Source organism: Cellulomonas fimi ATCC 484 (assembly GCF_000212695.1).
Taxonomy (GTDB): Bacteria; Actinomycetota; Actinomycetes; order Actinomycetales; family Cellulomonadaceae; genus Cellulomonas; species Cellulomonas fimi.
In genome coordinates this window covers 2916526-2938760 of sequence record NC_015514.1, presented here as the reverse complement: position 1 = coordinate 2938760, position 22235 = coordinate 2916526, and the positions used below count along the sequence as shown (strand labels likewise).

Below are 22235 nucleotides of genomic sequence, written 5' to 3'. Positions count from 1 at the left end.
GCTAGTCGGTTTCTGTTGTACCGTCGCCCCATCGTCACGACGAGGTGCACGACGGAGGGCCAGTGAGCCGAGCCACGACCGCGCCGACGGCGCGGGCCGACACGGGCCTCGCCGTGCGCGGCCTCACCGTCCGCTTCGGCGGCCTGACGGCCGTCGAGGACGTCGACCTCCACGTCGACGACGGCGAGGTGGTCGCGCTCATCGGTCCCAACGGCGCGGGCAAGACCACCGTGTTCAACGCGGTCTGCGGGCTCGTCCGCCCGGCGCGCGGCACGGTCACGCTCGACGGGCGACCGCTCGGCCCCACGGCAGGCCTCACCCGCCGTGGCGTCGCCCGCACGCTGCAAGGACTGGGCGTGTTCCCCGGGCTGACCGTCCTCGAGAACGTCGTCGTGGGCGTCCCCGCCGGGGAGCCCCGGGCGCACGAGCGTGCGCGCAAGGAGCTCGACGTCCTCGGCCTCGGGGAGCACGCGGCACGGCCGGTCGGGGCGCTGCCGTACGCCGAGCGCGCCCGGGTCGCGCTCGCCCGCGCGCTCGTCGCCCGGCCCCGGCTGCTGCTGCTCGACGAGCCCGCAGGCGGGCTCGGCCACGACGACATCGCCGCGTTGGGCCGGGTCGTGCGGGACGTCGCCGCGCGCGGCACCGCGGTGCTGCTCGTCGAGCACCACGTCGACTTCGTCATGGGCGTGAGCGACCGGGTGGTCGTGCTCGACTTCGGCCACGTCATCGCGGTCGGTGCCCCGCAGGACGTGCAGCGGGACCCCCGCGTCGAGGAGGCCTACCTCGGCGTGGCGGCGGCCGGAGGCGCGCGATGACGGCCGGGCTCGCCCTGCACGGCGTCACCGCCGGGTACGGCGGGGCGCCCGTCCTGCACGACGTCACGCTCGACGTCCCGCCCGGGACCCTCGTCGCGCTCGTCGGGGCCAACGGCGCGGGCAAGACGACGCTGCTGCGTGCCGCGTCGGGGCTCCTGCCCCTGCGCGCCGGCGGCGTGCGGCTCGACGGCGCCGACCTCGCGTCGGTCGCGGTCGAGGACCGGGCCCGCCGGGGGATCGCCCACGTGCCCGAGGGGCGCGGCGTGGTCGTCGAGCTCAGCACCGACGAGAACCTGCTGCTCGGTGCGCTGTGGGCGCACCGCAGCGCCGCCGCCCGGCGCGCGGCCGTCGAGGACGTGTACGCGCTGCTGCCGTCGCTCGACCGGCGCCGGTCGGCACTCGGCCACCAGCTCTCGGGCGGCGAGCGCCAGATGCTCGCGCTCGGACGCGCGCTCGTCGCCCGACCGCGGGTGCTGCTGCTAGACGAGCCGTCGCTCGGGCTCGCCCCGCAGGTCGTCGCGCAGATCATGGGCCTGCTGCGCGCGCGGTGCGACGACGGGCTCGCGGTGCTGCTCGCGGAGCAGAACGTCGCCGCGGCCCTGTCCGTCGCCGACCGCGGCGTCGTCCTCGACCTCGGGCGCGTCGTCGCGGCCCGACCCGCCCCGGACCTCGCGCACGACGAGGCCCTCCGCCACGCCTACCTGGGGTTCTGAGTGGACCGCTTCGTCTTCCTCGTGGGCACCGGTGTCGCCCGCGGCACCGTCCTGGCCCTGTTCGCGCTGTCGCTCGTGCTCATCTGGCGGGCCGCGCGGATCGTCAACTTCGCAGCGGGCGCGATGGCGGTGGTCGCCGCCTACGTGGCCGTCGCCGTCGCCACGGCGACGGGCGGCTGGTGGTGGGGTGCGCTCGCGGGCGTCGTCGCCGGTGGGGTGCTCGGCGGCGTCGTCGAGCGGGGTGTGATGCGGTACGCCACGACCCCGCTGGGCGGCGTGATCCTCGCGATCGGGCTCGTCATGGTGCTGCAGTCCGTGCTGGGGATCCTCGCCGGGCCGCAGTACGTGCCCGTGGCGCCGCCCGTGAGCGACGCGCCGTGGTCGGTCGCCGGCGTGCCGCTCGGGTCGCCGTACGACCTGCTCGTCGTCGTCGTCGCGCTCGGCCTCATGCTGGGGCTGCGGCTCCTGTTCACCCGGACGACGCTCGGGCTGCAGCTGCGCGCGTCGGCGTTCGCGCCCGAGGTGTCCCGGCTGCTCGGCGTGCGGGTCGCCCGCATGCGCACCGTCGCGTGGGCGCTCGCGTCGGCGGTCGCGGCGCTCGCCGCGCTGCTCCTGCTGCCCACCGAGCTCGGGCTCAACCCGCACGCGACCGACGTGCTGTTCGTCCTCGCGTTCACCGTCGCCGTCGTCGGCGGGCTCGACTCGCCGGGCGGGGCGCTCGTCGCGGGACTCGGGGTAGGGGTGCTCATGAGCCTCGTCACGGGGTACGTCGGTGCCGGGGCGACTCCCGTCGCGGTGCTCGCGATGCTCGTCCTCGTGCTCCTCGTGCGTCCGCAGGGGCTCGTCGCCGGGGTGGAGGCGAGGAGCGCATGAGCCTGCTGCCGTCCCGTCCCGGGGTGCCGCGCACCGTCGCCGTGGCGCTGCTCGGGGCCCTCGCCGCGGTCGCGGGGACGTTCCTGCTCGACCCCTACCGCAACTACCAGCTCGCGCTCGTGGCGGCGTACCTGTGCGCCACAGCCGGGCTGACCGTCCTCGTCGGCCTGTCGGGGCAGCTCTCGCTCGGGCACGCCGCGCTCATGGCCGCGGGCGGCTACGGGTACGCGCTGACGGCCGGGGCGCTGCCGGACGCACCCGGCGCGCTGCGCGTGGCCGCCGGCTTGCTCGGTGGCGCGGTGCTCTCGGGGGCGGTGGGCCTGCTGCTCGGCCTCGCCGGGGCGCGGCTGCACGGCCCGTACCTCGCCGGGCTGACCCTCACCCTCGTCGTGGCGCTGCCCGCGATCGCGTCGAGCGTGCGCGCGCTCGGGGGCGACCAGGGGGTGCGAGCCCCGCTCGAGCCTGTGCCGGACGCGCTGCGGCGCGTGATCGCGCTCGAGCAGTGGCACGCATGGGTCGCGATCCTCGTGACGGCGGCCGTGCTGGGCGTCCTGCACGTCCTCGTCCGCGGCCGCACGGGGCTCCGGCTGCGCGCGGTGCGGGACGACGCGACGGCCGCCGCGCTCGCCGGCATCGCCCCCGGACGGGCCAAGGTCCTCGCGTTCGTGGTCAGCTCCGTCGCGGCGGGCCTGGGCGGTGCCGTCCTGGCCGTCGTCACGCAGACCGTCGCCCCGGGCGGGTACGGCCTCGCGACGTCGCTGCTGCTGCTCGTCGCCGTCGTCGTCGGCGGGCTCGGCTCGTTGCGCGGCGCGGCCGCCGGTGCGGTCCTCGTCGTGCTGCTGCCGTGGCTCGTCGGGACGGTCGTGGACGCGCTGCCCGTGCCCGGCGAGCTCGCTCAGCGCCTCGACGGCAACCTCGCGCTGCTCGTGTTCGGGCTCCTGCTCGTCGTGCTCATGGCCGCGGCGCCCACCGGTCTCGCCGGCGCGTGGGACGCCGCGCGCGCCCGCCGCAGGGCCGCCCGCGCCGCCGCCACGGCACCCCGCGGGACGACGGCCCCGGCCGCCCCCGCCGCCCCAGCCCCCGGCAGCGCCGCACCGCCCCGCGCGGACGTCACCGCCGGGTCCCCCCTGTCCGGAACCGAAAGCGAGGGATGAGATGTCGCTGCTCCGCACGCACCCACGCACCATCGCCGTCGCGAGCGCCGGTGCGCTCGCGGTGACGCTCGCGGGGTGCAGCACCCCCGAGGCCAGCCCCGGCGTCACCGACGACACCGTGACGGTCGGCACGCACACGCCCCTGACCGGCCCGGCCGCCGCCGGGTACTCCTCGATCTCGAAGGCCGTCTCCGCGTACTTCGCCTACCTCAACGACCAGGGCGGCGTGCACGGCCGGACCATCGAGTACGTCGTGAAGGACGACGGCTACAACCCCGCGACGACGCAGACCGTCGTGCGCGAGCTCGTGCAGGAGGACCAGGTCTTCGCGGTGCTCAACGGGCTCGGCACGCCCACGCACGCGTCGGTGCTCGACTACCTCAACGAGAACGAGGTGCCGGACCTGTTCGTGGCGTCGGGGGCGCTGCTGTGGGACGACCCCGAGGAGCACCCGTGGACGTTCGCGTTCAACGTGGACTACACGACCGAGGGGAAGGCGCTCGCGCGGTACGCCCAGGACGAGGGCGGGGACGCGGCCGTGTTCTGCGTGCTCGCGCAGGACGACGACTACGGCGAGGACTTCGTCGCCGGGCTCGAGGCGGTGCTGGGCGCCGACGCGCTCGCCGTGAGCGAGACGTACGCGGTGTCGGACCAGGACGTGACCGCGCAGGTCGGCGCGATGCAGGCCGCGGGGTGCACGCACAACTTCCTCGCGACGGTGAACGGGTTCACGGCACGCGCCGTCGGGACCGCCGCGCAGATGCGGTACGCCGCGCAGTGGCTCGCGTCGTCGTCGGGCGGGGACTACCCGACGCTCGCGGGGTACCTCGGCGAGGAAGTCGCGGCGGCCGTGCTCGAGGGGTTCGTCTCCGCGAACTACCTGCCGTTCAGCCCCGACAGCGACTGGGTCGAGCTGTTCCGGCGGGTCAACGACGAGTACAACGCCGGCGAGCCGTTCACGGGCAACACCGTGTACGGGATGTCCGTCGCGTACACCTTCGCGCAGGCGCTCGCCGCGGCGGGCGAGGAGCCGACGCGCGAGGCGCTCGTCGAGGCGCTGGAGAGCGGCGACGTGACCGGCAACGGGATCATGCCGCTCGCGTACTCCGCGGACAGCCACCGGTCGTTCGCCGGGGTCGGCATCACGGTCGTGGCCGACGGCGTGCAGGACTACGTCGGCACGGCGTACACGACCGACACCGGCGACGGGGACGTCGAGCCGTACGTCGGCGAGGCTCCCGCGCCGGAGAACGAGGGCGTGCCGGCCACCTGACACGCACCGACGCGACGAGGGCGGCGACCCCGGGTCGGGTCGCCGCCCTCGTGCCGTCCGGCGGGGGTCGGTGCGGCGGGCTCGGCGGGTGCGGGCGCGGGCCTCGCGCGCTCAGGCCGACGGTGCCGGTGCGGGCGCGTACTCCGCGACGAGCTCGCGCTTGAGGATCTTGCCGCTGCCCCCCATGGGCAGGGCGTCCCGCACGTGCACCACGCGCGGGTACTTGTAGGCGGCGATCCGGTCCCGGACGTACCCGACGAGCTCGTCGGCCGTCGCGTGCGCGCCGGGCTCGAGGACGACGGCCGCGTGCACCTCCTGCCCGCGCACGGGGTCGGGCACCCCGAACACCGCCGCCTGCGCGACCGCGGGGTGCCGCACGAGGGTGCCCTCGACCTCGCTGGGGTACACGTTGTAGCCGCTGCGCACGATCATGTCCTTGGTCCGGTCGACGATCGTCACGACGTCGTCCTCGTCCTTGGTGCCGAGGTCCCCGGTGCGGAACCACCCGTCGACGACCGCGGCGGCCGACGCCTCGGGGTTGCCGAGGTAGCCCTTGAACAGGTTGTGGCCGCGGACCACGACCTCGCCCAGCTCACCGGGGCCGAGCAGGTCGACGCGGTCGGTGACCCACGGGTCGGCGATCTCGACGTCGACTCCCCACAGCGGCCGGCCCACGGTGCCCGGGCGCGGCCGCTCGCCCACGTAGTTGAAGGACACCGTCGGCGCGGTCTCCGTCAGGCCGTACCCCTCGTGCACGGGCGCGCCGAACGTCGCCTCGAACGCCTCCAGCAGCGCGACGGGCAGGGCCGCACCGCCCGAGACCGCGAACCGCAGCGGCGGGCGGTCCGCGGTGCGCGTGGCCGCCTGCACCAGGCCGACGTACATCGTCGGGACCGCGGTGAAGATCGTGGCGCCGTGCCGGGTCATCGCGGCGAGCGCCTCGTCGGGGTCGAACCGGGGGAGCAGCACGACGGAGGCGCCCCGGCGGAACGCCGTGTTGAGCACCGACGACTGCCCGAACGTGTGGAAGAACGGCAGGCCGCCGAAGATCACGTCGTCGGCACGGATGTCGCACGTGTCGATGAGGGTCACGTGCACCTGCTCGACCAGCGCGAGGTGGCTCGACACCGCGCCCTTCGGCCGGCCCGTCGTGCCGCTCGTGTAGAGGATCGTCGCGGGGTGCAGCGGGTTGACCGACGCGTACGTCCGCAGCGGGGTCGCGGCCGCGGCCTCGTCCTCCAGTCGCGGCGCGGGCACGTCGACGCCGTCCGGGACGAGGACGGTCACGGTGGGGACACCGGCCGCCGCGGCCGCCGGGAGCGACTCGCCCAGCAGCGGTGCGGCGGCGACCAGCAGCCGGGACCCGCTGTCCCGCAGGACGAACTCGATCTCGCCGGACTTGAACAGCAGGTGCACGGGCACCACGACCGCGCCGAGCGACAGCACCGCGTAGTAGACGCGCGCGAAGTCGGGCACGTTCGGCACGTGCACCGCGACCCGGTCGCCGGGTCCGACCCCGCGCTCGCGCAGGGCGCCCGCGTACGCGAGCGTCTGCTGCCACAGGGGCCCGTAGGCGACGGTGCGGTCACCGATGTGGAACGCGGTGCGGTCGGGGTGGCGGCGCGCGGTCTCGGCGAGGATCGCCGCGACCGACATGGTGCCGTAGCCCTCGCCGTGGAGGGCCGGGTCCGTGGTGGTCATCGTGGCTCCCTGGGTGCGGTCGGGTGGTGCGGGTCGGTGGTGCTGCGGGGCCGCAGCTCGGCGCGGCCGAGAGCCGCGAGGTGCACCTCGTCGGGCCCGTCGGCGAGCCGCAGCGCTCGCGCCGCGGCGAACATCTCGGCGAGCGGCTGGTCGGCGGACAGCCCCGCGGCGCCGAACACCTGGATGGCGCGGTCGAGGATGCGCTGCACCGCGGACGGCACCGCGACCTTGATCGCCTGGATCTCCGTCATGGCTGCGCGGTTGCCGACGGTGTCCATGAGCCACGCGGTCTTGAGCACGAGCAGCCGCAGCGCCTCGACGTCCACGCGCGCCCGCGCGACCCACTCGCGCACGACGCCGCGCTCGGCGAGCGGCCCCGCGGAGGTCACCCGCGCGTTCGCGCGGTCGCGCACCAGGTCGAGCGCGCGCTCCGCCATGCCGAGGGCCCGCATGCAGTGGTGGACGCGCCCCGGGCCGAGCCGCGCCTGCGCGATCGCGAACCCGTCACCGGGCCCGCCGAGCAGTGCGTCGGCGGGCACGCGCACGTCGTCGAGCTCGACCTCCGCGTGGCCGCCGTGGTCCCGGTCGTCGTAGCCGAGGACGGTGAGCGGCCGCACGACGCGCACGCCCGGCGCGTCCCGCGGGACGAGCACCATGCCGTGCCGCCGGTGCCGCGGCGCGTCGGGGTCGGTCATCCCCAGGACGACGAGCAGCTCGGCGGCGGGGTCCATCGCGCCGGTCGACCACCACTTGCGCCCGCTGACGACCCAGTCCGCGCCGTCGCGGCGGATGCGTGTGCGGATCGTCGTGGCGTCCGAGGACGCGACGTCCGGCTCGGTCATGCAGAACGCGGAGCGGATGTCGGCGCGCAGCAGCGGGGCGAGCCACCGCCGCTGCTGCTCGGGCGTCCCGACGTGGGCGAGCAGCTCCATGTTGCCCGTGTCCGGTGCGGCGCAGTTCATCGCGACGGGCGCGAGGCGCGGGCTGCGTCCGGAGAGCTCGGCGACGGGCGCGTACTGCAGCGTCGTCAGGCCGCCGCCGTGCGGGCCCGTCAGGAACAGGTTCCACAGGCCGCGCTCGCGGGCGAGCGCCCGCAGCTCGTGCACGACCGGGCGCGCGCCCCACTCGTCGGGAGTCGCCGCGACCTGTGCCGCGAGGACGGGCTCGGCGGGCAGCACGTGGTCGTCGAGGAACGCCCGGGCGCGTGCGGTGACCTCGCGGGTGCGCTCGTCGGGGGCGAAGTCCACGTCGTCACCCCCGCCCGGTCGTGCGCGCGGCGAGCAGCGCGAGGCCCTCGCGCGCGAGCGGGTCGACGAGGCCGCCGATGCGCTCGAACCCGTCGCCGACGGTGCCGCCCGCGCGGTAGCGGAAGTGCACGCCCTCGAGGATCACCGCGAGCTTGTACGCCGCGAACGCCCGGTACCAGCCGAGGTCCGGCGGCGGGGCGCCGAGCCGCTGCGCGTAGGCGTCGACGAGCTCGTCGAACGGCGGGTAGCCCGCGCCCGGGTCGACGGCGCTCACGGTCGGGTCGTCGCCCGCGACGCGTCCGAGCTCCCAGTAGAGGCCGAGCATGCCGAGGTCGACCGCCGCGTCGCCGAGCGTCGCCATCTCCCAGTCGAGCACCGCGGTGACGCGCGGCTCGTCGGTGCCCGCGACGAGCACGTTGTCGAGCCGGTAGTCACCGTGCACGACCGCGGCGCGCCACGTCGTCGGGACGCGTTCGCGGAGCCGGTCCTGGAGGTCGTCGAGCGCGGGCACGGCGCGCGAGCGCGAGCCGTCGAGCTGGACGCCCCAGCGGTGCACCTGCCGGTCGAGGAAGCCGTCGGCGCGGCCGAGGTCGCCCAGGCCGGCCGCGTCGGCGTCGACGAGGTGGAGCTCGGCGAGGAGCGCGGCGAGCGTGAGGCTCACGGTGCGCAGCGCGGCCGGGGTGCGGTGGGCGTTGTGCGCGCGGGTGCCGAGCGCCTCGCCGTCGACGCGGTCCATGAGGAAGAACGCGGTGCCCGTGCCCGCGGCGCCGTCGGTGTCGTCGACGAGCACGTGCGTGCCCGGGACCGGGACGGGGGTCGGGCCGAGCGCGGTCAGGACGCGGTGCTCGCGGGCCATGTCGTGCGCGGTGGCCTGGACGTGGTGCAGGGGAGGGCGGCGCAGGACGAGCGGGACGCGCGCGCCGTCGACCCGGTACGTGAGGTTGGACCGGCCGCCCGTCAGGAGCGTCGCGGCCAGCGGTCCGTCGCCCGCGAGGTCGGGGCGGTGCGTGCGCAGCCAGCCGTCGAGGCGGGCGACGTCGAGCCCGGGCAGCGTCTGGGGTGCCAACGGCGGCCTCCGCGGGTCGTGCCCGGGCGGCGGTGCCCGGGGCGTCGGGAGGAGCATACCGCGCGGTCGGTATGCCGTCACGGGTGCGCGGGACACCGTGCGCGACGTGGCCGCGGCGGTCCGGTCAGGACGCGAGGTCGCGGGAGATCGCCGCACGCACCTCGTCGGGCACCGGCACGGGCCGCCGCGACGCGCGGTCGACGAAGACGTGCACGAACCGGCCCGTCGCGAGCGGCTGCTTCGCCTCGGGTCGCAGGATGCCCAGCTCCCAGGTGACGCTCGTCGTGCCGACGCGCCCGGCGCGCAGGCCGATCTCCAGCGGCTCGGGGAACGAGGCCGACTCCCGGAACTCGCACGACGACGCCGCGCACACCGCGATCCAGCCGCCCGCGAGCGGGTCGAGCCCGGCGCGCAGGAGCCAGACGTTGATCGTCGTGTCCATCGCCTCGTAGTAGACGGCGTTGTTCATGTGGCCGTACTGGTCGTTGTCGTTCCATCGGGTCGGGAACGCGGCGCGGTGCGGGTACGTCATGCGGGCTCCTGCGGCGGGGTGGCGTCGGTGGCCGCCGGCGGGGGCGCGTCGGCGGGCGGTGCGGCCGGCTCGGGGCGCAGCACGACGTCGAACGCCGCCCGGGCGCGCGCCGCGCTGGGGGTGTCGCCGGAGATGAGGTCGGCGTACGTGAACGACTCGCTCACCCGGACCAGGACGAACGCGAGGTCGCCCGCGTCGATCGACCGGCCGAACGGGTGCTCGCCGAGCTCGGCCAGGACCAGCACGCGCACCGTCGCGACGTAGCGGCGGTGGATCTCGCTCTCGTTGGTCGTGAGCAGCCGCAGCGCGCGGGCGGGCTCGCGGCGCAGGAACGCGCGGAAGTAGGGCGCCCGGATCAGGTCGGACGCGAAGCTCGTGAGCACCGCGGCCACGCGGTCGGCGCCCGCGCGCCCGGCCGCGGCGTCCTCGGCCTGCTGCAACGTGGGGACGGCGAGCGACCACAGCACCTCGGACAGCAGCGCGTCGCGGTTGCCGACCCAGCGGAACAGCGACGTGCGGTCGATGCCGAGCCGGGTGGCCAGGCGGCCCATGTCGACGCGCTCCCCGGCGATGAACTGCTCGCGGGCGAGCCGGAAGGCGCGGACGGCGTCGGGGTGCTCGCCGTCCTCCAGGCGCTCGGACAGCCAGGACGGCGCGGCGGTCGTGCCCACCGCCGCGAGCGACCCGGGGCGCGGCCGGTGGGCCGTCGCCGAGGTGCTGTCCGGGGGTGGGGTGCTCGCGGCCATGCGGCCGACTCTAGACCGCGGCCCAGGACGTGGTGCAACATTCTCGAAGATGTTGCATCAGACGGTCGACGACGATCGAGGAGACGCACGATGACCACCACCGACACCCCCGTCCACGCCCCGCTCGCCGCCGACTTCTACGGCTTCCAGGAGGCCCTCACGCCCGTCGAGCACGACGCCTCGGCGCGCCTGCGCGACTTCATGGAGCGCGAGGTCCGGCCCCTCGCGCTCGACTACTGGGACCGCGCGGAGTTCCCGCACCAGATCATCCCCGGGCTCGCCGACTGCGGGATGTTCGGCGCGATGTGGCCCGAGACGATGCGGTTCGAGAACTCCGCGGTGTGGCGCGGGTGGGCCGCGCTCGAGCTCGGCCGCGTCGACCCGTCGACCGCGACGTTCGTCGGCGTGCAGAGCGGGCTGTCGATGAGCTCGATCGCCATCGGCGGGTCGCCCGAGCAGCGCGCGCAGTGGCTGCCGCCCATGGGGCGCGGCGAGCTGATCGGCGCGTTCGGGCTGACCGAGCCGTTGTCCGGCTCCGACGCCTCCAAGGGCCTGCGCACCACGGCCGAGCGCCGCGGCGACACGTGGGTCCTCAACGGCGCCAAGCGGTGGATCGGCAACGCGACCTTCGCGGACGTCGTCGTGATCTGGGCGCGCGACACCGCCGACGGTCAGGTCAAGGGCTTCCTCGTCCGCCGCGGCACGCCCGGGTTCACGACGACCAAGATCGAGCGCAAGCAGGCGCTGCGCATCGTCCAGAACGCCGACATCACGCTCGACGGCGTCGAGGTCGACGAGGCCGACCGGCTGCCGAACATCCACTCCTTCCGCGAGGTCGCCGTCGTGCTGCGGCTCACGCGCGCCGAGGTCGCGTGGCAGGCCGTCGGCGTCGCGGTCGGCGCGTACGAGGCGACCGTGCGGTACGTCGCCGAGCGCGAGCAGTTCGGGCGGCCGCTCGCGTCGTTCCAGCTCGTGCAGGACCGGCTCGCGCAGTGCCTGGGGAACATCACCGCGTCGATCGCCCTGTGCCTGCAGGCGTCGCGGATGCAGGACGCCGGCCGCCTCGGCGACGAGCACGCCGCGCTCGCCAAGGGCTACGCGACGACCCGCATGCGCGAGACCGTCGCGTGGTGCCGCGAGCTGCTCGGCGGCAACGGCATCCAGCTCGACCACGGCGTCGCCAAGTTCTTCGCCGACGCCGAGGCGGTCTACTCGTTCGAGGGCACGCGCGACATGAACAACCTCATCGTCGGCCGCGCCATCACGGGCGTCTCCGCGTTCGTGTGACGCGCTCCCGCCACCGACCCGTCCCCGAACCGCCCGCGAACCGCTCCCGAACCGCCACCGCACCGTCCCGCGCCACCGTCGTCGCACCAGGAGGTCCGCCGTGCCCGAGGCATTCGTCGTCGCCGCCGCCCGCTCACCCATCGGGCGTGCCTTCAAGGGGTCGCTCAGGGACGTCCGCGCGGACGACCTCGCCGCCCAGCTCGTGCGCGCCGCGCTCGCGCAGGTCCCCACGCTCGACCCGGGCCGCGTCGAGGACCTGCTCCTCGGCTGCGGCATGCCCGGCGGCGAGCAGGGGATGAACATGGCGCGCGTCGTCGCGGTCCTGTCGGGCCTCGACGAGACGCCCGGCACGACCGTGAACCGGTACTGCGCGTCGTCGCTGCAGACGACCCGCATGGCGTTCCACGCGATCCGCGCGGGGGAGGGCGACGTGTTCGTCTCCGCGGGGGTCGAGTCCGTCAGCCGGTCGGTGCGCGGCTCGTCCGACCACATCCCCGGCGAGGACGTCACCAACCCGCGGTTCGCCGACGCCGTCGCCCGCACCGCCCGGGCCGCCGCGGGCGGCACCACGTGGCACGACCCGCGCGAGGACGGCGCGCTGCCCGACGTCTACGTCGCGATGGGGCAGACCGCCGAGAACGTCGCCCAGCTCACCGGCACCGGCCGGTGGGAGCAGGACGAGTACGCGGCGCTCTCGCAGAACCGCGCCGAGGCGGCGGTCGCGTCCGGCTTCTGGGCCGACGACATCACGCCCGTCACGCTGCCCGACGGCACGGTCGTCGCAGCGGACGACGGGCCGCGCGCGGGCGTCACGGTCGAGGCGCTCGCGGCCCTGCAGCCCGTCTTCCGGCCCGACGGCACCGTGACGGCGGGCAACTGCTGCCCGCTCAACGACGGCGCCGCGGCGCTCGTCGTCGTGAGCGAGCGCATCGTGGAGGCGCTGGGGCTCACGCCGCTCGGCCGGATCGTCTCGACCGGCGTGAGCGCGCTGTCGCCCGAGATCATGGGCCTCGGCCCCGTCGAGGCGAGCCGTCGCGCACTCGAGCTGGCCGGTCTGACGATCGACCAGGTGGACCTCGTCGAGCTCAACGAGGCGTTCGCCGCGCAGGTGCTGCCGTCGGCCAAGGCGATCGGGGTCGACGTCGAGCGGCTCAACGTGCACGGCGGCGCGATCGCGGTCGGCCACCCGTTCGGCATGACGGGCGCCCGGATCACCACGACGCTCCTGCACGGCCTGGCCGCCACCGGCGGCCGCTACGGCCTGGAGACGATGTGCGTGGGCGGCGGCCAGGGCATGGCGATGGTCGTCGAACGGGTCGCCTGAGGTCGTCCGCGGTATCGGCATGACGTCGGTGGGCGGGTCGTCGTAGCGTCGCGCGTGAACCCGCCCAAGGCGCGTCTACCTGGTGAGGGCGCGTCCCAGCCCGCAGTCGGAGAGGGTGGCTGCCCGTTCAAGCCGGGCCGGGTCCGGAGGGGCCCTCGCGCTGCGGGCGCGATGGGCCCCTCGCTCGTCTCAGGCGCCGTCGGGTGCGGGGACGTACAGCGCGATGGTCGCGGCGACGAGGGCCGGGCGGTCAGCACCCTCCACCTCGACGGTCACGTCGGCGGCGACGCGCCAGCCCTGCGGCGACGGCTCCGCGGACCGGACGGTCGTCGTCGCACGGACCCTCGACCCGGCCCGCACCGGCTGCAGGAAGCGCACCTTGTCGAGGCCGTAGTTCACGACGGCCGACGTGCCGCCGACGTCGAGGAGCCCCTCGGTGAGCGCGGGGACCAGTGCGAGGGTGAGGAACCCGTGCGCGACGGTCCCCCCGAACGGGCCTGCGGCGGCGCGCTCGGGGTCGACGTGGATCCACTGGTGGTCGTCGGTCGCGTCGGCGAACAGGTCGATGCGGCGCTGGTCGACGGTGGACCACGGGCCGGTCGCCGAGCGTCCGACGACGCCGGCGAGGTCCGCGGGGGCGGTGACGGTGATGGTCATGCGCGCGGCCCTCCCGCGACGTAGAGCACCTGGCCGGAGACGAACGACGCCTCCTCGGACACGAAGAACGCGACCGCGGCGGCGATGTCCTCGGGCTGCCCGACGCGCCGCACGGGCACCTGCGTCGCCTCGTGCGCGAGGAGCTCCTCGAACGGCACGCCGACCCGGTCGGCGACCGCGCGCGTCATCTCGGTCTGGATGAACCCCGGCGCGACGGCGTTCACGGTGACGCCGAACTGCCCGAGCTCGATCGCGAGGGTCTTGGTGAACCCCTGCATGCCGGCCTTCGCGGCGGCGTAGTTCGCCTGCCCCCGGTTCCCGAGCGCGGAGGTGCTGGACAGGTTGACGACGCGGCCCCACCGCGCCTCGACCTGGTAGGCCTGCACCGCGCGGCTCATGAGGAACGCGCCGCGCAGGTGCACGCGCAGGACGTCGTCGAAGTCGCTCGTGCTCATCCGGAACAGCAGGTTGTCCCGCAGGATCCCGGCGTTGTTCACGAGCACGGTCGGTGCCCCGAGGGTGTCGGCGACGCGCGCGACGGCGGCCGCGACGGCGTCCTCGTCGGCGACGTCGGCCCCGACGGCGACGGCCTCGCCGCCCGCGTCGCGCACGGCCTGCGCGGTCACGTCGGCTGCCTCCTCGGACAGGTCGAGCACGGCGACGCGCAGGCCGTCGCGCGCGAGGCGCAGGGCCGTGGCGGCGCCGATGCCGCGGGCGGCGCCGGTGACGATCGCGGTGCGAGTGGTGGTCATCGAGTGGGCCTCTCGTCGGTCACGGGCGGGTCCGGGTGTCGGGCGTGATGAGCTGACGCAGCTCGCCGCCGGCGGCGAGCCGGTCCATGGCGAGGTCGATGTCGGTGAGGGTGACGCGGGAGGAGACGAGGGCCTCCAGGGGGAGCCGTCCGGCGCGCCACAGGTCGACGTACCGGGGCACGTCGCGCTCGGGGACGGCCGAGCCGAGGTAGGAGCCGACGACGGTGCGCGCCTCGGCCGTGAGCGTCAGCGGGCTGACCTGCGCTCGCGCACCCGGCGCCGGCAGTCCCACGGTCACCGTCGTGCCGCCGGGTGCGGTCGTCGCGAGCGCTGTCTCGAACGCGCGGGCCGACCCCGCTGCCTCCACGACGACGGGCGCGCGCACACCCGCAGCATCCAGGTCGTCGGGCTCGACCGCGACCGCGGCGCCCAGCCGGCGGGCCGTCGCGAGCTTGTCGGGCCGGGTGTCGACCCCGACGACCTCGTGCCCGAGCGCGACGGCGACGAGCAGCGCCGCCATGCCGACGCCGCCGAGCCCGACGACCGCGACGGTGTCGTCGGGCGCGGGCCGGCCCGCGTTGACGACGGCGCCGCCCCCGGTCAGCACCGCGCACCCGAGCAGCGCCGCGACCTCGGGCGGCACGTCGTCGTCCACGCGCACCACGGAGGTCCGGCTCACGACGGCGTGCGTGGCGAACGCCGAGACGCCGAGGTGGTGGTGCACGTCCCGGCCGTCGCGGTGCAGGCGCGTCCCGCCGCCGACGAGGGCGCCGGCCGCGTTGGCGGCGCTGCCGACCCGGCAGGGGAGCCGCCCGTCGGTGGCGCACTCGGGGCACGCCCCGCAGCGGGGGAGGAAGGTGAGGACGACGCGGTCGCCGGGGCGCACGTCGTGGACCTCCGGGCCGACCGACTCGACGACGCCCGCGGCCTCGTGCCCGAGGAGCATCGGCGTGGGCCGGACGCGGTTGCCGTCGACGACGGACAGGTCGGAGTGGCACACGCCCGCCGCCTCGACGCGCACCAGCAGCTCGCCGGCGTGCGGCTCGTCGAGCTCGAGCGGGCCGACGGTGAACGGCCGCGAGGACGCGTACGGCGGCGGGCTGCCCGTGCGCTCGAGCACGGCCCCGACGATCTGCACGGCGACCTCCGCGTCGACGGTGACGTGTGGACGGGTTCCGGCGCCGCGCGCGACCCCGGACCGCCTTAATACCGACTGGCCGGTATGTCGTCGACTGTAGCGTATCGCGCCGCACGCAACACAGAGTTCACACGCCGGCCGTAGCGCCGTCGTGCGGCCCGTGACGATGCTGAGGACGACACACCCGTCATCGCAGGGAGGCGCGCGCATGGGAACGATCACGACCACCGACGGCGTGGAGATCTACTACAAGGACTGGGGCTCCGGGCAGCCGATCGTGTTCAGCCACGGCTGGCCCCTGTCGGCGGACGACTGGGACGCGCAGCTCCTGTTCTTCCTCGGTCACGGCTACCGGGTGATCGCGCACGACCGTCGCGGCCACGGCCGGTCCTCGCAGGTCGGCGACGGCCACGCCATGGACCACTACGCCGACGACCTCGCGGCGCTCACCGCCCAACTCGACCTGCACGACGCGATCCACGTCGGTCACTCGACGGGCGGCGGGGAGGTCGTCCGCTACCTCGCGCGGCACGGCGAGAGCCGGGTCGCGAAAGCCGTGCTCATCGCCGCGGTCCCGCCGCTCATGGTGCAGACCGACGCCAACCCGGGCGGCCTGCCGAAGAGCGTGTTCGACGGTCTGCAGGCCGAGGTGGCCGCGCACCGCTCCGACTTCTACCGCGCGCTGCCGTCCGGCCCGTTCTACGGCTACAACCGCCCCGGCGTGGAGCCGTCCGAGGCCGTGATCGCCAACTGGTGGCGCCAGGGGATGATGGGCGGCGCCAAGGCGCACTACGACGGCGTCGTCGCGTTCTCCCAGACCGACTTCACCGACGACCTCAAGAAGATCACCGTGCCGGTGCTCGTGCAGCACGGCGACGACGACCAGATCGTGCCCTACGCCAACTCCGGCCCGCTGTCCGCCGAGCTCGTGCAGAACGGCACGCTCAAGACCTACGAGGGCTTCCCGCACGGCATGCCGACCACGCACGCCGACGTCATCAACGCCGACATCCTGGAGTTCCTCCGCTCCTGACGTCCCTGCGGGAGGCCCGACTCACGCGGGTGGTCCGGCACGGTCGGACCACCCGCGGACGTGCTCGACGACGAGCTCCGGGACCATGTCGTCGCCAGGCTCGGCGCGGGCGGGGAAGTCGAAGACCGCGAGCATGAGCTGCAGCGGGTAGGTCGGCGGGCCGTCGCACGAGCGCACCAGGGTCCCGTCGACGCTGAAGTCCGCGCGCTCCGGAGTCCACCGCACCGCGTAGGTGTGCGTCTCCGCGACGTCCAGCGGCAGGCGCACGGCGGCGAAGTCCTCCTGAACCGCCGGGTCGCGGAACGCGTGCAGCCCCATGCCGACGGCCGCCGACTCGCCCGGCACGACGTCCGCGCCGAACACCTCCATGACGCAGATCTCCGCGCACCGCTGCGGGACGTCCTCGAGCCCGACCATCCACAGCGACACCATCGACCGCGGCGACACCACGGCCCGCGCCCGCATCTCGACGTACCCGGGCCCGGGCGTCCACCCCAGGAACCGGCCCTGCTCCTCGCGCACGACGAGCCCCTCGCGGTACGGCTGCTGCCCTGCCGTGCTGCCCACCGGGCCTGACAGGTTCGCGGACTGCACCGCCGACACCCGCAGCGGCGGCTCGTGGTCGCCCGCGCACCACAGGCCCTGCTCGGGCGGGACGCTCAGGTGCAGCCGGGAGTCGCGCACCGCGTACGTCGCGGCGCTCGCGGCGCGCGAGCTCCACGCCGGCAGGTAGTGCGGCGACCACACCGACCGGTCCAGGTCGGTCCCGTCGAAGTCGTCCTCGAACGTCGCGCGCGCCCCCGGCATCCGGCCATCATGGCCGACCGCGCCCGCGGTGGAACTCTTGTGCTCCCGCCGTCCTCGGCGGCCCGCCCCGGACAAGCAGCTTCCATGAGCGCGTCCTGCGGTCGCCTGTGGACGGGCCGTGACCGCGATCGCGACCGTGCCCTACCTTCTGACCTGGTCGAGAACGGGACGAACCGGGCAAGGGGTGCGGCGTGGACGGTGTGGCGATCCTCGAGCGGGAGGTGCGCGAGCTCATCCGGCGGCGCGGGATCGACCCGGTGCGCGACCGTGCCGGCATCGCGACTCTCGTCTCCGACGCGATCGCCGACTACGACGACCGCTCGCTGCGCGGCACCGTCCCGCCGCTCGTCGACGGTGCCGCCGCGCACAAGGCCGTGGTCGACGCCGTGGCGGGCCTCGGGCCGCTGCAGAAGTACCTCGACGACCCCGAGGTCGAGGAGATCTGGATAAACTCCCCGACGCAGGTGTTCGTCGCGCGCCGCGGCGAGCCCGAGCTCACGACCACGATGCTCACCGACGGCCAGGTGCGCGACCTCGTCGAGCAGATGCTCAAGGTCTCGGGGCGCCGGCTCGACCTGTCGAGCCCGTTCGTCGACGCGTCCCTGCCCGGTGGGGAGCGCCTGCACGCGGTGATCCCCGACGTCACCCGGCAGCACTGGGCGGTCAACATCCGCAAGCACGTGGTCCGCGCCCACCACCTCGACGACCTCGTCGGCCTGGGCTCGCTCACGCCGCACGCCGCCGCGTTCCTGCACGCCGCCGTCCGCGCGGGCCTCAACGTCCTGGTGTCGGGCTCGACCCAGGCGGGCAAGACGACGATGCTCAACGCGCTGGCCGGTGCCATCCCGGCGCGTGAGCGCGTCGTGACGTGCGAGGAGGTCTTCGAGCTGCGCCTGGCCGCGCGGGACTGGGTCGCGCTGCAGTGCCGGCAGCCGAGCCTGGAGGGGACGGGCGAGATCCCGCTGCGGCGACTCGTCAAGGAGGCGCTGCGCATGCGCCCGAGCCGGCTGATCGTCGGCGAGGTGCGCGAGGCGGAGGCGCTCGACCTGCTCATCGCGCTCAACGCGGGGGTCCCGGCCATGTGCACCATCCACGCCAACTCGGCCCGCGAGGCGCTCGTGAAGCTCTGCACCCTGCCGCTGCTCGCGGGCGACAACGTCTCGGACCGGTTCGTCGTCCCGACCGTGGCGTCCGCGGTGGACCTCGTCGTGCACCTGGACCTCGACCACACCGGGCGACGACGCGTCCGCGAGGTCGTGGCCGTGCCGGGCCGGGTCGAGCAGGGCGTGGTCGAGACGGCGGACGTGTTCGTCTCGCGCGGCGGTCCGCTGCAGCGCGCCGACGGCTACCCGCCCCACCCGGAGCGCTTCGCGCGGCTGGGCATCGACCTGGCGGCGCTGCTGCGGGGGCGCCCCTGAACCGGTCGCCGCGCACCTCGTCGCGGTCCTCGCGCAGGCCGTGGGCATGGTCTTCGGGCGTCTGGACTGTGGACGAGGCGCCCCGGCGTGCCGACGGATGCTCTAGTTTTCTCCGCGAATCGGACCAATCGGGCAGGAGGTGCGTGGTGACCGGGCGACCCGCTCGCACGTCGCGTCCCGTCCGAGCCGTCCGGCCGCAGGTCCCCGGGGAGGGGTGACGGCGCGATGGGTGTGGTGGTCGGGCTCCTGCTGGGGGCGGGCCTGGCGTGCATCTGGTGGTCGTGCTGGGCGCCCTCCCCGGGCTCCGGGTCGAAGGTCGACGGCTGGCAGGCGCGCACGCAGGACCACCTGGTCCAGGCCGGGATGGGTGGTGTAACGCCCGCCGGCCTCGTGCTCGTCAGCGGTGGTGTGGGCGTGCTTGGGCTCGTCCTCGGTCTCGCGGTGACGCGCGTCCCGTCCATGGCGCTGTGTCTCGGTGCCTTCGTCGCGATGGCGCCGTCGGCGCTCGTGCGCAGCCGTGCCCGCCGCCGCCGCGCCCGACTGCGCCGGCTGTGGCCGGAGGTCGTCGATCACCTCGCCTCCGGGATCCGCGCCGGGCTCGCGCTGCCCGAGGCCCTGGCGCAGATCGGCGAGCGCGGCCCGGTCGAGCTGCGGGAGCCGTTCGTGGCGTTCGCCGAGGACTACCGCGCGACCGGCAGGTTCGGTGAGTGCCTCGACCTGCTCAAGGCGCGTCTCGCCGACCCCGTGGCCGACCGGATCGTCGAGGCGCTGCGGATGACGCGTGACGTCGGCGGAACCGACCTCGGCCGCCTGCTGCGGACGCTGTCGACCTTCCTGCGCGAGGACCTTCGCACCCGCGGTGAGCTCGAGGCGCGCCAGTCGTGGACCGTGAACGCCGCCCGGCTCGCCGCCGCGGCGCCCTGGCTGGTGCTCGGCCTGCTCGCGACCCGCAGCGAGGCCGCAGCCGCGTACGACTCGACCGCCGGGCTGCTGGTCCTCGCTGCCGGTGCCGCCAGCACCGTCGTCGCGTACGCGCTCATGCTGCGCATCGCGCGGCTTCCCGAGGACCCCCGGGTGCTGCGGTGACGCCGGAGACGGCCGGCGCGCTCGCCGGACTCCTCGCGAGCCTCGGGGTCCTCGTCGTCGTGTCGCGGCTGCGGGCGCGCCGCATCCGGCTCGATCAGCGCCTCGCGCCGTACCTGCGACCGCAGCGGTCCTCCTCCGCGCTGCTGCGTTCCCCGACGACGACGGGCCCGCTCGCGACGGTCGAGCGGCTCGCCGCGCCGGTCCTGCGGGACGCCGTGCACCTCGTCTCGCGGCTCGGCTCGCCGTCCGCCGACCTGCGTCGGCGCCTCACGCGAGCCGGCCGCGACGAGACGGTCGAGCAGTTCCGCGCCGGGCAGGTCGTCTGGGGCGTGCTGGGCCTGGCGGCAGGCCTGACGCTCGCGCTCCTGCTGGCGGCGACCCGGGGGACCCCGCCGGTCGTCCTCGTCGTGCTCGTCGTGCTCTGCGCCGTCACGGGGGTCCTGGCGCGCGACTGGGCGCTCGGTCGTCAGGTCGCCCAGCGCGAGTCCCGGATGCTGCAGGAGATGCCGACCGTCGCCGAGCTGCTGGCCCTCGCGGTCGGCGCGGGCGAGGGGGCGACCGGTGCGCTCGAGCGGGTCGTGCGCAGCACCCGCGGTGAGCTCACGGCCGAGCTCGAGCGCACGCTCGCCGACGCGCGAGCCGGCGCGCCCCTGACCGCCGCGCTGGACGGGCTCGCCGACCGCACGGGGCTGGCGGCTCTCGCCCGGTTCGCCGAGGGCGTCGCGGTCGCGGTCGAGCGCGGGACGCCGCTCGCCGAGGTCCTGCGCGCCCAGGCCCAGGACGTGCGCGAGGAGGTCCGGCGGGACCTCATGGAGACCGGCGGCCGCAAGGAGGTCGCCATGATGGTGCCGGTCGTCTTCCTGATCCTTCCGGTGACCGTCGCGTTCGCCGTGTTCCCCTCGCTGCTCGTCCTCCGGGTCGGCCTGTGACCTCACCGACTCCGACCGCCGTGCCGCACGCGACCGCCGTGCCGCCCCCGACCGCCGTGCCGCCCCCGACCGCCGTGCCGCACGCGACCGCCGTGCCGCCCCCGACCGCCGTGCCGCCCCCGACCGCCGTGCCGCACGCGACCGCCGTGCCGCCCCCGACCGCCGTGCCGCCCCCGACCACCGTGCCGCACGCGACCGCCGTGCTGGACGTGACCGCCGTGCCGCACCCGACCGCGACGGCGCACCTGACCGCGGCGCGGCCCGCCGACTCGACGCGGGTCGGTGCCGCGCGGGACCCGATCTGCTGCACCGCTCGACCACGACCGGGGCGGTCCGCCGGGCCGCCCGACGACACCGACCGAGGAGAGACGACACATGAAGCCCCAGCGACGCGCGGTCTGGTGGAGGCGCCTGCGGACGATCGTGGTGGCCCGGACGGGCGACGACCCGGAGCGGGGCGACGTCCCCGGCTGGGTGCTCGTCACGCTCATGACGGCAGGCCTGGTCACCGCGTTGTGGTTCGTCGCGGAGCCCGCCCTGAGCGGCGTGTTCGAGGACGCCATCTCGAACGTGACGCCCTAGCACGCGCGGCGCGCAGCCGGCATGCCGGCCGCTCTGTCCCACGGGCCGGCGGCCGGATGCGTCCCTTGCGGCGCGCGCTGCGAGGGGACGACGGCTCGGCCGCCGTGGACTTCGCACTCGTCGGCGCGCTCGTCACGGTGCTGTTCGTCGCCGTGGTGCAGCTCGCGCTGGTCCTGCACGTGCGCAACACGCTCGTGGACTGCGCGGCCGAGGGCGCCCGGTACGCGGCGCTGGACGGTCACGAGGCAGCGGACGGTGTCGCGCGGACCCGGTCGCTCGTCGAGCAGTCGCTCGCGCCGAGCTACGCGCAGGACGTCCGGGCCGTCCGCACCACGCTCGGCGGCGTCGACGTCATCGAGGTGACGGTGCGGGCACCGCTGCCGGTCGTCGGGCTGATCGGCCCCCGGGACGCGCTGACCGTGCGCGGCCACGCGTTCGCGGAGGACCAGTGACGACCGACCGCCCCCAGGCGCTGCGCAGGGCGTCCCGAGCGTCCACGGCGGTGCGGCGCGCGGTGGACGGGCTGCGGGCGCGGCTGGCGACGGCCGGCGGTCCCGACGACGGCAACGCGGTGCTGGAGTTCCTCGGCGTCGCGCTCGTCCTGCTCGTTCCGACGGTCTACCTGGTGCTCGTGCTCGGACGGCTCCAGGCCGCCACGTTCGCGGTCGAGGGCGCTGCCCGCGAGGCCGCTCGCACGGCGGTCTCGGCGGACGACCCAGCCCAGGCGAGCCGTCGAGCGGCCGCGGCGGCCGGCATCGCGCTGCGCGACCAGGGCTTCGACGACGACCCGTCGTCCGCCCTCACGCTGAGCTGCTCGTCGTCGCCGTGCCTGGCGCCGGGCAGCACGGTCGCCGCGCACGTGGAGGTCGTGGTGCCGCTGCCGTTCGTCCCCACGTTCGTGCGCGACGTCGTGCCGCTCGAGGTCCCGGTGAGCGCCGACCGCGTCGCCCCCGTCGACACCTACCGGGCGCGACCGTGACGAGACCGGTGACGGCACAGATCCGACGCGAGAGCGCGCAGCGCCCGCAGCGCTCCCGCGCCGCGCAGCGTGCCCCGTCGGCCGCGCCGGCCTCGTCGGCCTGGTCGGCCACGCCCGCCTCGT

General features: G+C 75.5%; 23 protein-coding genes. 14 read left to right on the top strand and 9 right to left on the bottom strand.

The window, feature by feature from the left end:
• The first annotated feature begins 62 nt into the window (after positions 1–62).
• The 5 genes from CELF_RS13315 to CELF_RS13295 are packed head-to-tail and all read left to right on the top strand — an operon-like array spanning position 63 to position 4828.
• Positions 63–815 carry an ABC transporter ATP-binding protein gene (locus CELF_RS13315; RefSeq protein ID WP_013771790.1) on the top strand — a complete coding sequence of 251 codons (753 nt, stop codon included), beginning with the start codon at positions 63–65 and terminating at the stop codon, positions 813–815.
• Positions 812–1528: an ABC transporter ATP-binding protein gene (locus tag CELF_RS13310; RefSeq protein ID WP_013771789.1), complete on the top strand. Its 717-nt coding sequence runs from the start codon at positions 812–814 to the stop codon at positions 1526–1528. Before CELF_RS13315 ends, CELF_RS13310 begins: the two co-directional genes overlap by 4 nt.
• A complete protein-coding gene (locus CELF_RS13305) occupies positions 1529–2401 on the top strand; it encodes an ABC transporter permease subunit (RefSeq protein WP_013771788.1) in 873 nt (290 codons plus the stop codon).
• Positions 2398–3555 (top strand): branched-chain amino acid ABC transporter permease, encoded by a 1158-nt coding sequence (locus tag CELF_RS13300; protein ID WP_013771787.1) that lies wholly within the window; start codon positions 2398–2400, stop codon positions 3553–3555. The genes CELF_RS13305 and CELF_RS13300 overlap by 4 nt, the downstream gene beginning before the upstream one ends.
• 1 nt (position 3556) lies before the next feature.
• Complete coding sequence (locus CELF_RS13295; protein ID WP_013771786.1) at positions 3557–4828, top strand: ABC transporter substrate-binding protein; 1272 nt, start codon at positions 3557–3559, stop codon at positions 4826–4828.
• A 111-nt stretch (positions 4829–4939) separates the two neighbouring features.
• Here the strand turns inward: CELF_RS13295 and CELF_RS13290 are convergent, their stop codons facing one another.
• From CELF_RS13290 to CELF_RS13270, 5 genes are all read right to left on the bottom strand, one after another.
• Complete coding sequence (locus tag CELF_RS13290) at positions 4940–6529, bottom strand: long-chain-fatty-acid--CoA ligase (RefSeq protein ID WP_013771785.1); 1590 nt, start codon at positions 6527–6529, stop codon at positions 4940–4942.
• Positions 6526–7776 (bottom strand): acyl-CoA dehydrogenase family protein, encoded by a 1251-nt coding sequence (locus tag CELF_RS13285; protein ID WP_013771784.1) that lies wholly within the window; start codon positions 7774–7776, stop codon positions 6526–6528. The genes CELF_RS13290 and CELF_RS13285 overlap by 4 nt, the downstream gene beginning before the upstream one ends.
• Positions 7777–7780: 4 nt before the next feature.
• Positions 7781–8842 (bottom strand): phosphotransferase family protein, encoded by a 1062-nt coding sequence (locus CELF_RS13280; protein WP_013771783.1) that lies wholly within the window; start codon positions 8840–8842, stop codon positions 7781–7783.
• Positions 8843–8966: 124 nt separating this feature from the next.
• Positions 8967–9374 (bottom strand): acyl-CoA thioesterase, encoded by a 408-nt coding sequence (locus tag CELF_RS13275; RefSeq protein WP_013771782.1) that lies wholly within the window; start codon positions 9372–9374, stop codon positions 8967–8969.
• Positions 9371–10120, bottom strand: coding sequence for a QsdR family transcriptional regulator (locus CELF_RS13270; protein WP_013771781.1), 750 nt, complete (start codon positions 10118–10120; stop codon positions 9371–9373). Before CELF_RS13270 ends, CELF_RS13275 begins: the two co-directional genes overlap by 4 nt.
• Positions 10121–10210: 90 nt before the next feature.
• On the opposite strand from CELF_RS13270, the gene CELF_RS13265 reads away from it, so the two are divergent.
• Together CELF_RS13265 and CELF_RS13260 are read left to right on the top strand one after the other, a co-directional pair.
• Entirely contained in the window at positions 10211–11407 is a 1197-nt protein-coding gene (locus tag CELF_RS13265; protein WP_013771780.1) for an acyl-CoA dehydrogenase family protein, read from the top strand.
• Between the two features lie 100 nt (positions 11408–11507).
• Entirely contained in the window at positions 11508–12731 is a 1224-nt protein-coding gene (locus tag CELF_RS13260) for an acetyl-CoA C-acetyltransferase (protein WP_013771779.1), read from the top strand.
• 189 nt (positions 12732–12920) lie between these two features.
• Here CELF_RS13260 and CELF_RS13255 read toward each other — a convergent pair whose 3' ends face one another.
• Genes CELF_RS13255 through CELF_RS13245 form a run of 3 tightly spaced genes read right to left on the bottom strand, consistent with a single transcriptional unit; the run spans position 12921 to position 15278 of the window.
• Positions 12921–13388, bottom strand: a complete 468-nt coding sequence (locus CELF_RS13255; protein ID WP_013771778.1) for a MaoC family dehydratase — start codon at positions 13386–13388, stop codon at positions 12921–12923.
• Positions 13385–14140, bottom strand: coding sequence for a 3-oxoacyl-ACP reductase FabG (gene fabG, locus CELF_RS13250; RefSeq protein WP_013771777.1), 756 nt, complete (start codon positions 14138–14140; stop codon positions 13385–13387). The genes CELF_RS13255 and fabG overlap by 4 nt, the downstream gene beginning before the upstream one ends.
• A gap of 19 nt (positions 14141–14159) precedes the next feature.
• Positions 14160–15278: an alcohol dehydrogenase catalytic domain-containing protein gene (locus tag CELF_RS13245; protein ID WP_013771776.1), complete on the bottom strand. Its 1119-nt coding sequence runs from the start codon at positions 15276–15278 to the stop codon at positions 14160–14162.
• Positions 15279–15486: 208 nt separating this feature from the next.
• Here CELF_RS13245 and CELF_RS13240 point away from each other — a divergent pair, with 208 nt between their 5' ends.
• On the top strand, positions 15487–16311 hold the full coding sequence (locus tag CELF_RS13240) for an alpha/beta fold hydrolase (RefSeq protein ID WP_013771775.1): 825 nt from the start codon (positions 15487–15489) through the stop codon (positions 16309–16311).
• A gap of 21 nt (positions 16312–16332) precedes the next feature.
• Here CELF_RS13240 and CELF_RS13235 read toward each other — a convergent pair whose 3' ends face one another.
• Positions 16333–17118 (bottom strand): glycoside hydrolase family 16 protein, encoded by a 786-nt coding sequence (locus CELF_RS13235; protein WP_013771774.1) that lies wholly within the window; start codon positions 17116–17118, stop codon positions 16333–16335.
• Between the two features lie 191 nt (positions 17119–17309).
• On the opposite strand from CELF_RS13235, the gene CELF_RS13230 reads away from it, so the two are divergent.
• The 6 genes from CELF_RS13230 to CELF_RS13205 all read left to right on the top strand — a co-directional run bounded on the left by CELF_RS13230 (position 17310) and on the right by CELF_RS13205 (position 22112).
• On the top strand, positions 17310–18536 hold the full coding sequence (locus tag CELF_RS13230; protein WP_013771773.1) for a TadA family conjugal transfer-associated ATPase: 1227 nt from the start codon (positions 17310–17312) through the stop codon (positions 18534–18536).
• A gap of 225 nt (positions 18537–18761) precedes the next feature.
• Positions 18762–19622, top strand: a complete 861-nt coding sequence (locus tag CELF_RS13225; protein WP_013771772.1) for a type II secretion system F family protein — start codon at positions 18762–18764, stop codon at positions 19620–19622.
• Positions 19619–20551 (top strand): type II secretion system F family protein, encoded by a 933-nt coding sequence (locus CELF_RS13220; RefSeq protein ID WP_013771771.1) that lies wholly within the window; start codon positions 19619–19621, stop codon positions 20549–20551. The genes CELF_RS13225 and CELF_RS13220 overlap by 4 nt, the downstream gene beginning before the upstream one ends.
• A 375-nt stretch (positions 20552–20926) precedes the next feature.
• Positions 20927–21133: a hypothetical protein gene (locus CELF_RS13215; protein WP_013771770.1), complete on the top strand. Its 207-nt coding sequence runs from the start codon at positions 20927–20929 to the stop codon at positions 21131–21133.
• Between the two features lie 56 nt (positions 21134–21189).
• Positions 21190–21585, top strand: coding sequence for a TadE family protein (locus CELF_RS13210; protein ID WP_013771769.1), 396 nt, complete (start codon positions 21190–21192; stop codon positions 21583–21585).
• Complete coding sequence (locus CELF_RS13205) at positions 21582–22112, top strand: pilus assembly protein TadE (RefSeq protein ID WP_013771768.1); 531 nt, start codon at positions 21582–21584, stop codon at positions 22110–22112. The genes CELF_RS13210 and CELF_RS13205 overlap by 4 nt, the downstream gene beginning before the upstream one ends.
• Positions 22113–22235 lie beyond the last annotated feature (123 nt).

What these genes read in the sequence shown, in the direction of transcription:
- CELF_RS13310 (WP_013771789.1), top strand. Translation starts at nt 812, where the DNA reads ATGACGGCCGGGCTCGCCCTGCACGGCGTCACCGCCGGGTACGGCGGG.
- CELF_RS13300 (WP_013771787.1), top strand. Translation starts at nt 2,398, where the DNA reads ATGAGCCTGCTGCCGTCCCGTCCCGGGGTGCCGCGCACCGTCGCCGTG.
- CELF_RS13295 (WP_013771786.1), top strand. Translation starts at nt 3,557, where the DNA reads ATGTCGCTGCTCCGCACGCACCCACGCACCATCGCCGTCGCGAGCGCC.
- CELF_RS13290 (WP_013771785.1), bottom strand. Translation starts at nt 6,529, where the DNA reads ATGACCACCACGGACCCGGCCCTCCACGGCGAGGGCTACGGCACCATG.
- CELF_RS13275 (WP_013771782.1), bottom strand. Translation starts at nt 9,374, where the DNA reads ATGACGTACCCGCACCGCGCCGCGTTCCCGACCCGATGGAACGACAAC.
- CELF_RS13270 (WP_013771781.1), bottom strand. Translation starts at nt 10,120, where the DNA reads ATGGCCGCGAGCACCCCACCCCCGGACAGCACCTCGGCGACGGCCCAC.
- CELF_RS13265 (WP_013771780.1), top strand. Translation starts at nt 10,211, where the DNA reads ATGACCACCACCGACACCCCCGTCCACGCCCCGCTCGCCGCCGACTTC.
- CELF_RS13255 (WP_013771778.1), bottom strand. Translation starts at nt 13,388, where the DNA reads ATGACCATCACCGTCACCGCCCCCGCGGACCTCGCCGGCGTCGTCGGA.
- fabG (WP_013771777.1), bottom strand. Translation starts at nt 14,140, where the DNA reads ATGACCACCACTCGCACCGCGATCGTCACCGGCGCCGCCCGCGGCATC.
- CELF_RS13240 (WP_013771775.1), top strand. Translation starts at nt 15,487, where the DNA reads ATGGGAACGATCACGACCACCGACGGCGTGGAGATCTACTACAAGGAC.
- CELF_RS13235 (WP_013771774.1), bottom strand. Translation starts at nt 17,118, where the DNA reads ATGCCGGGGGCGCGCGCGACGTTCGAGGACGACTTCGACGGGACCGAC.
- CELF_RS13225 (WP_013771772.1), top strand. Translation starts at nt 18,762, where the DNA reads ATGGGTGTGGTGGTCGGGCTCCTGCTGGGGGCGGGCCTGGCGTGCATC.
- CELF_RS13215 (WP_013771770.1), top strand. Translation starts at nt 20,927, where the DNA reads ATGAAGCCCCAGCGACGCGCGGTCTGGTGGAGGCGCCTGCGGACGATC.
- CELF_RS13210 (WP_013771769.1), top strand. Translation starts at nt 21,190, where the DNA reads ATGCGTCCCTTGCGGCGCGCGCTGCGAGGGGACGACGGCTCGGCCGCC.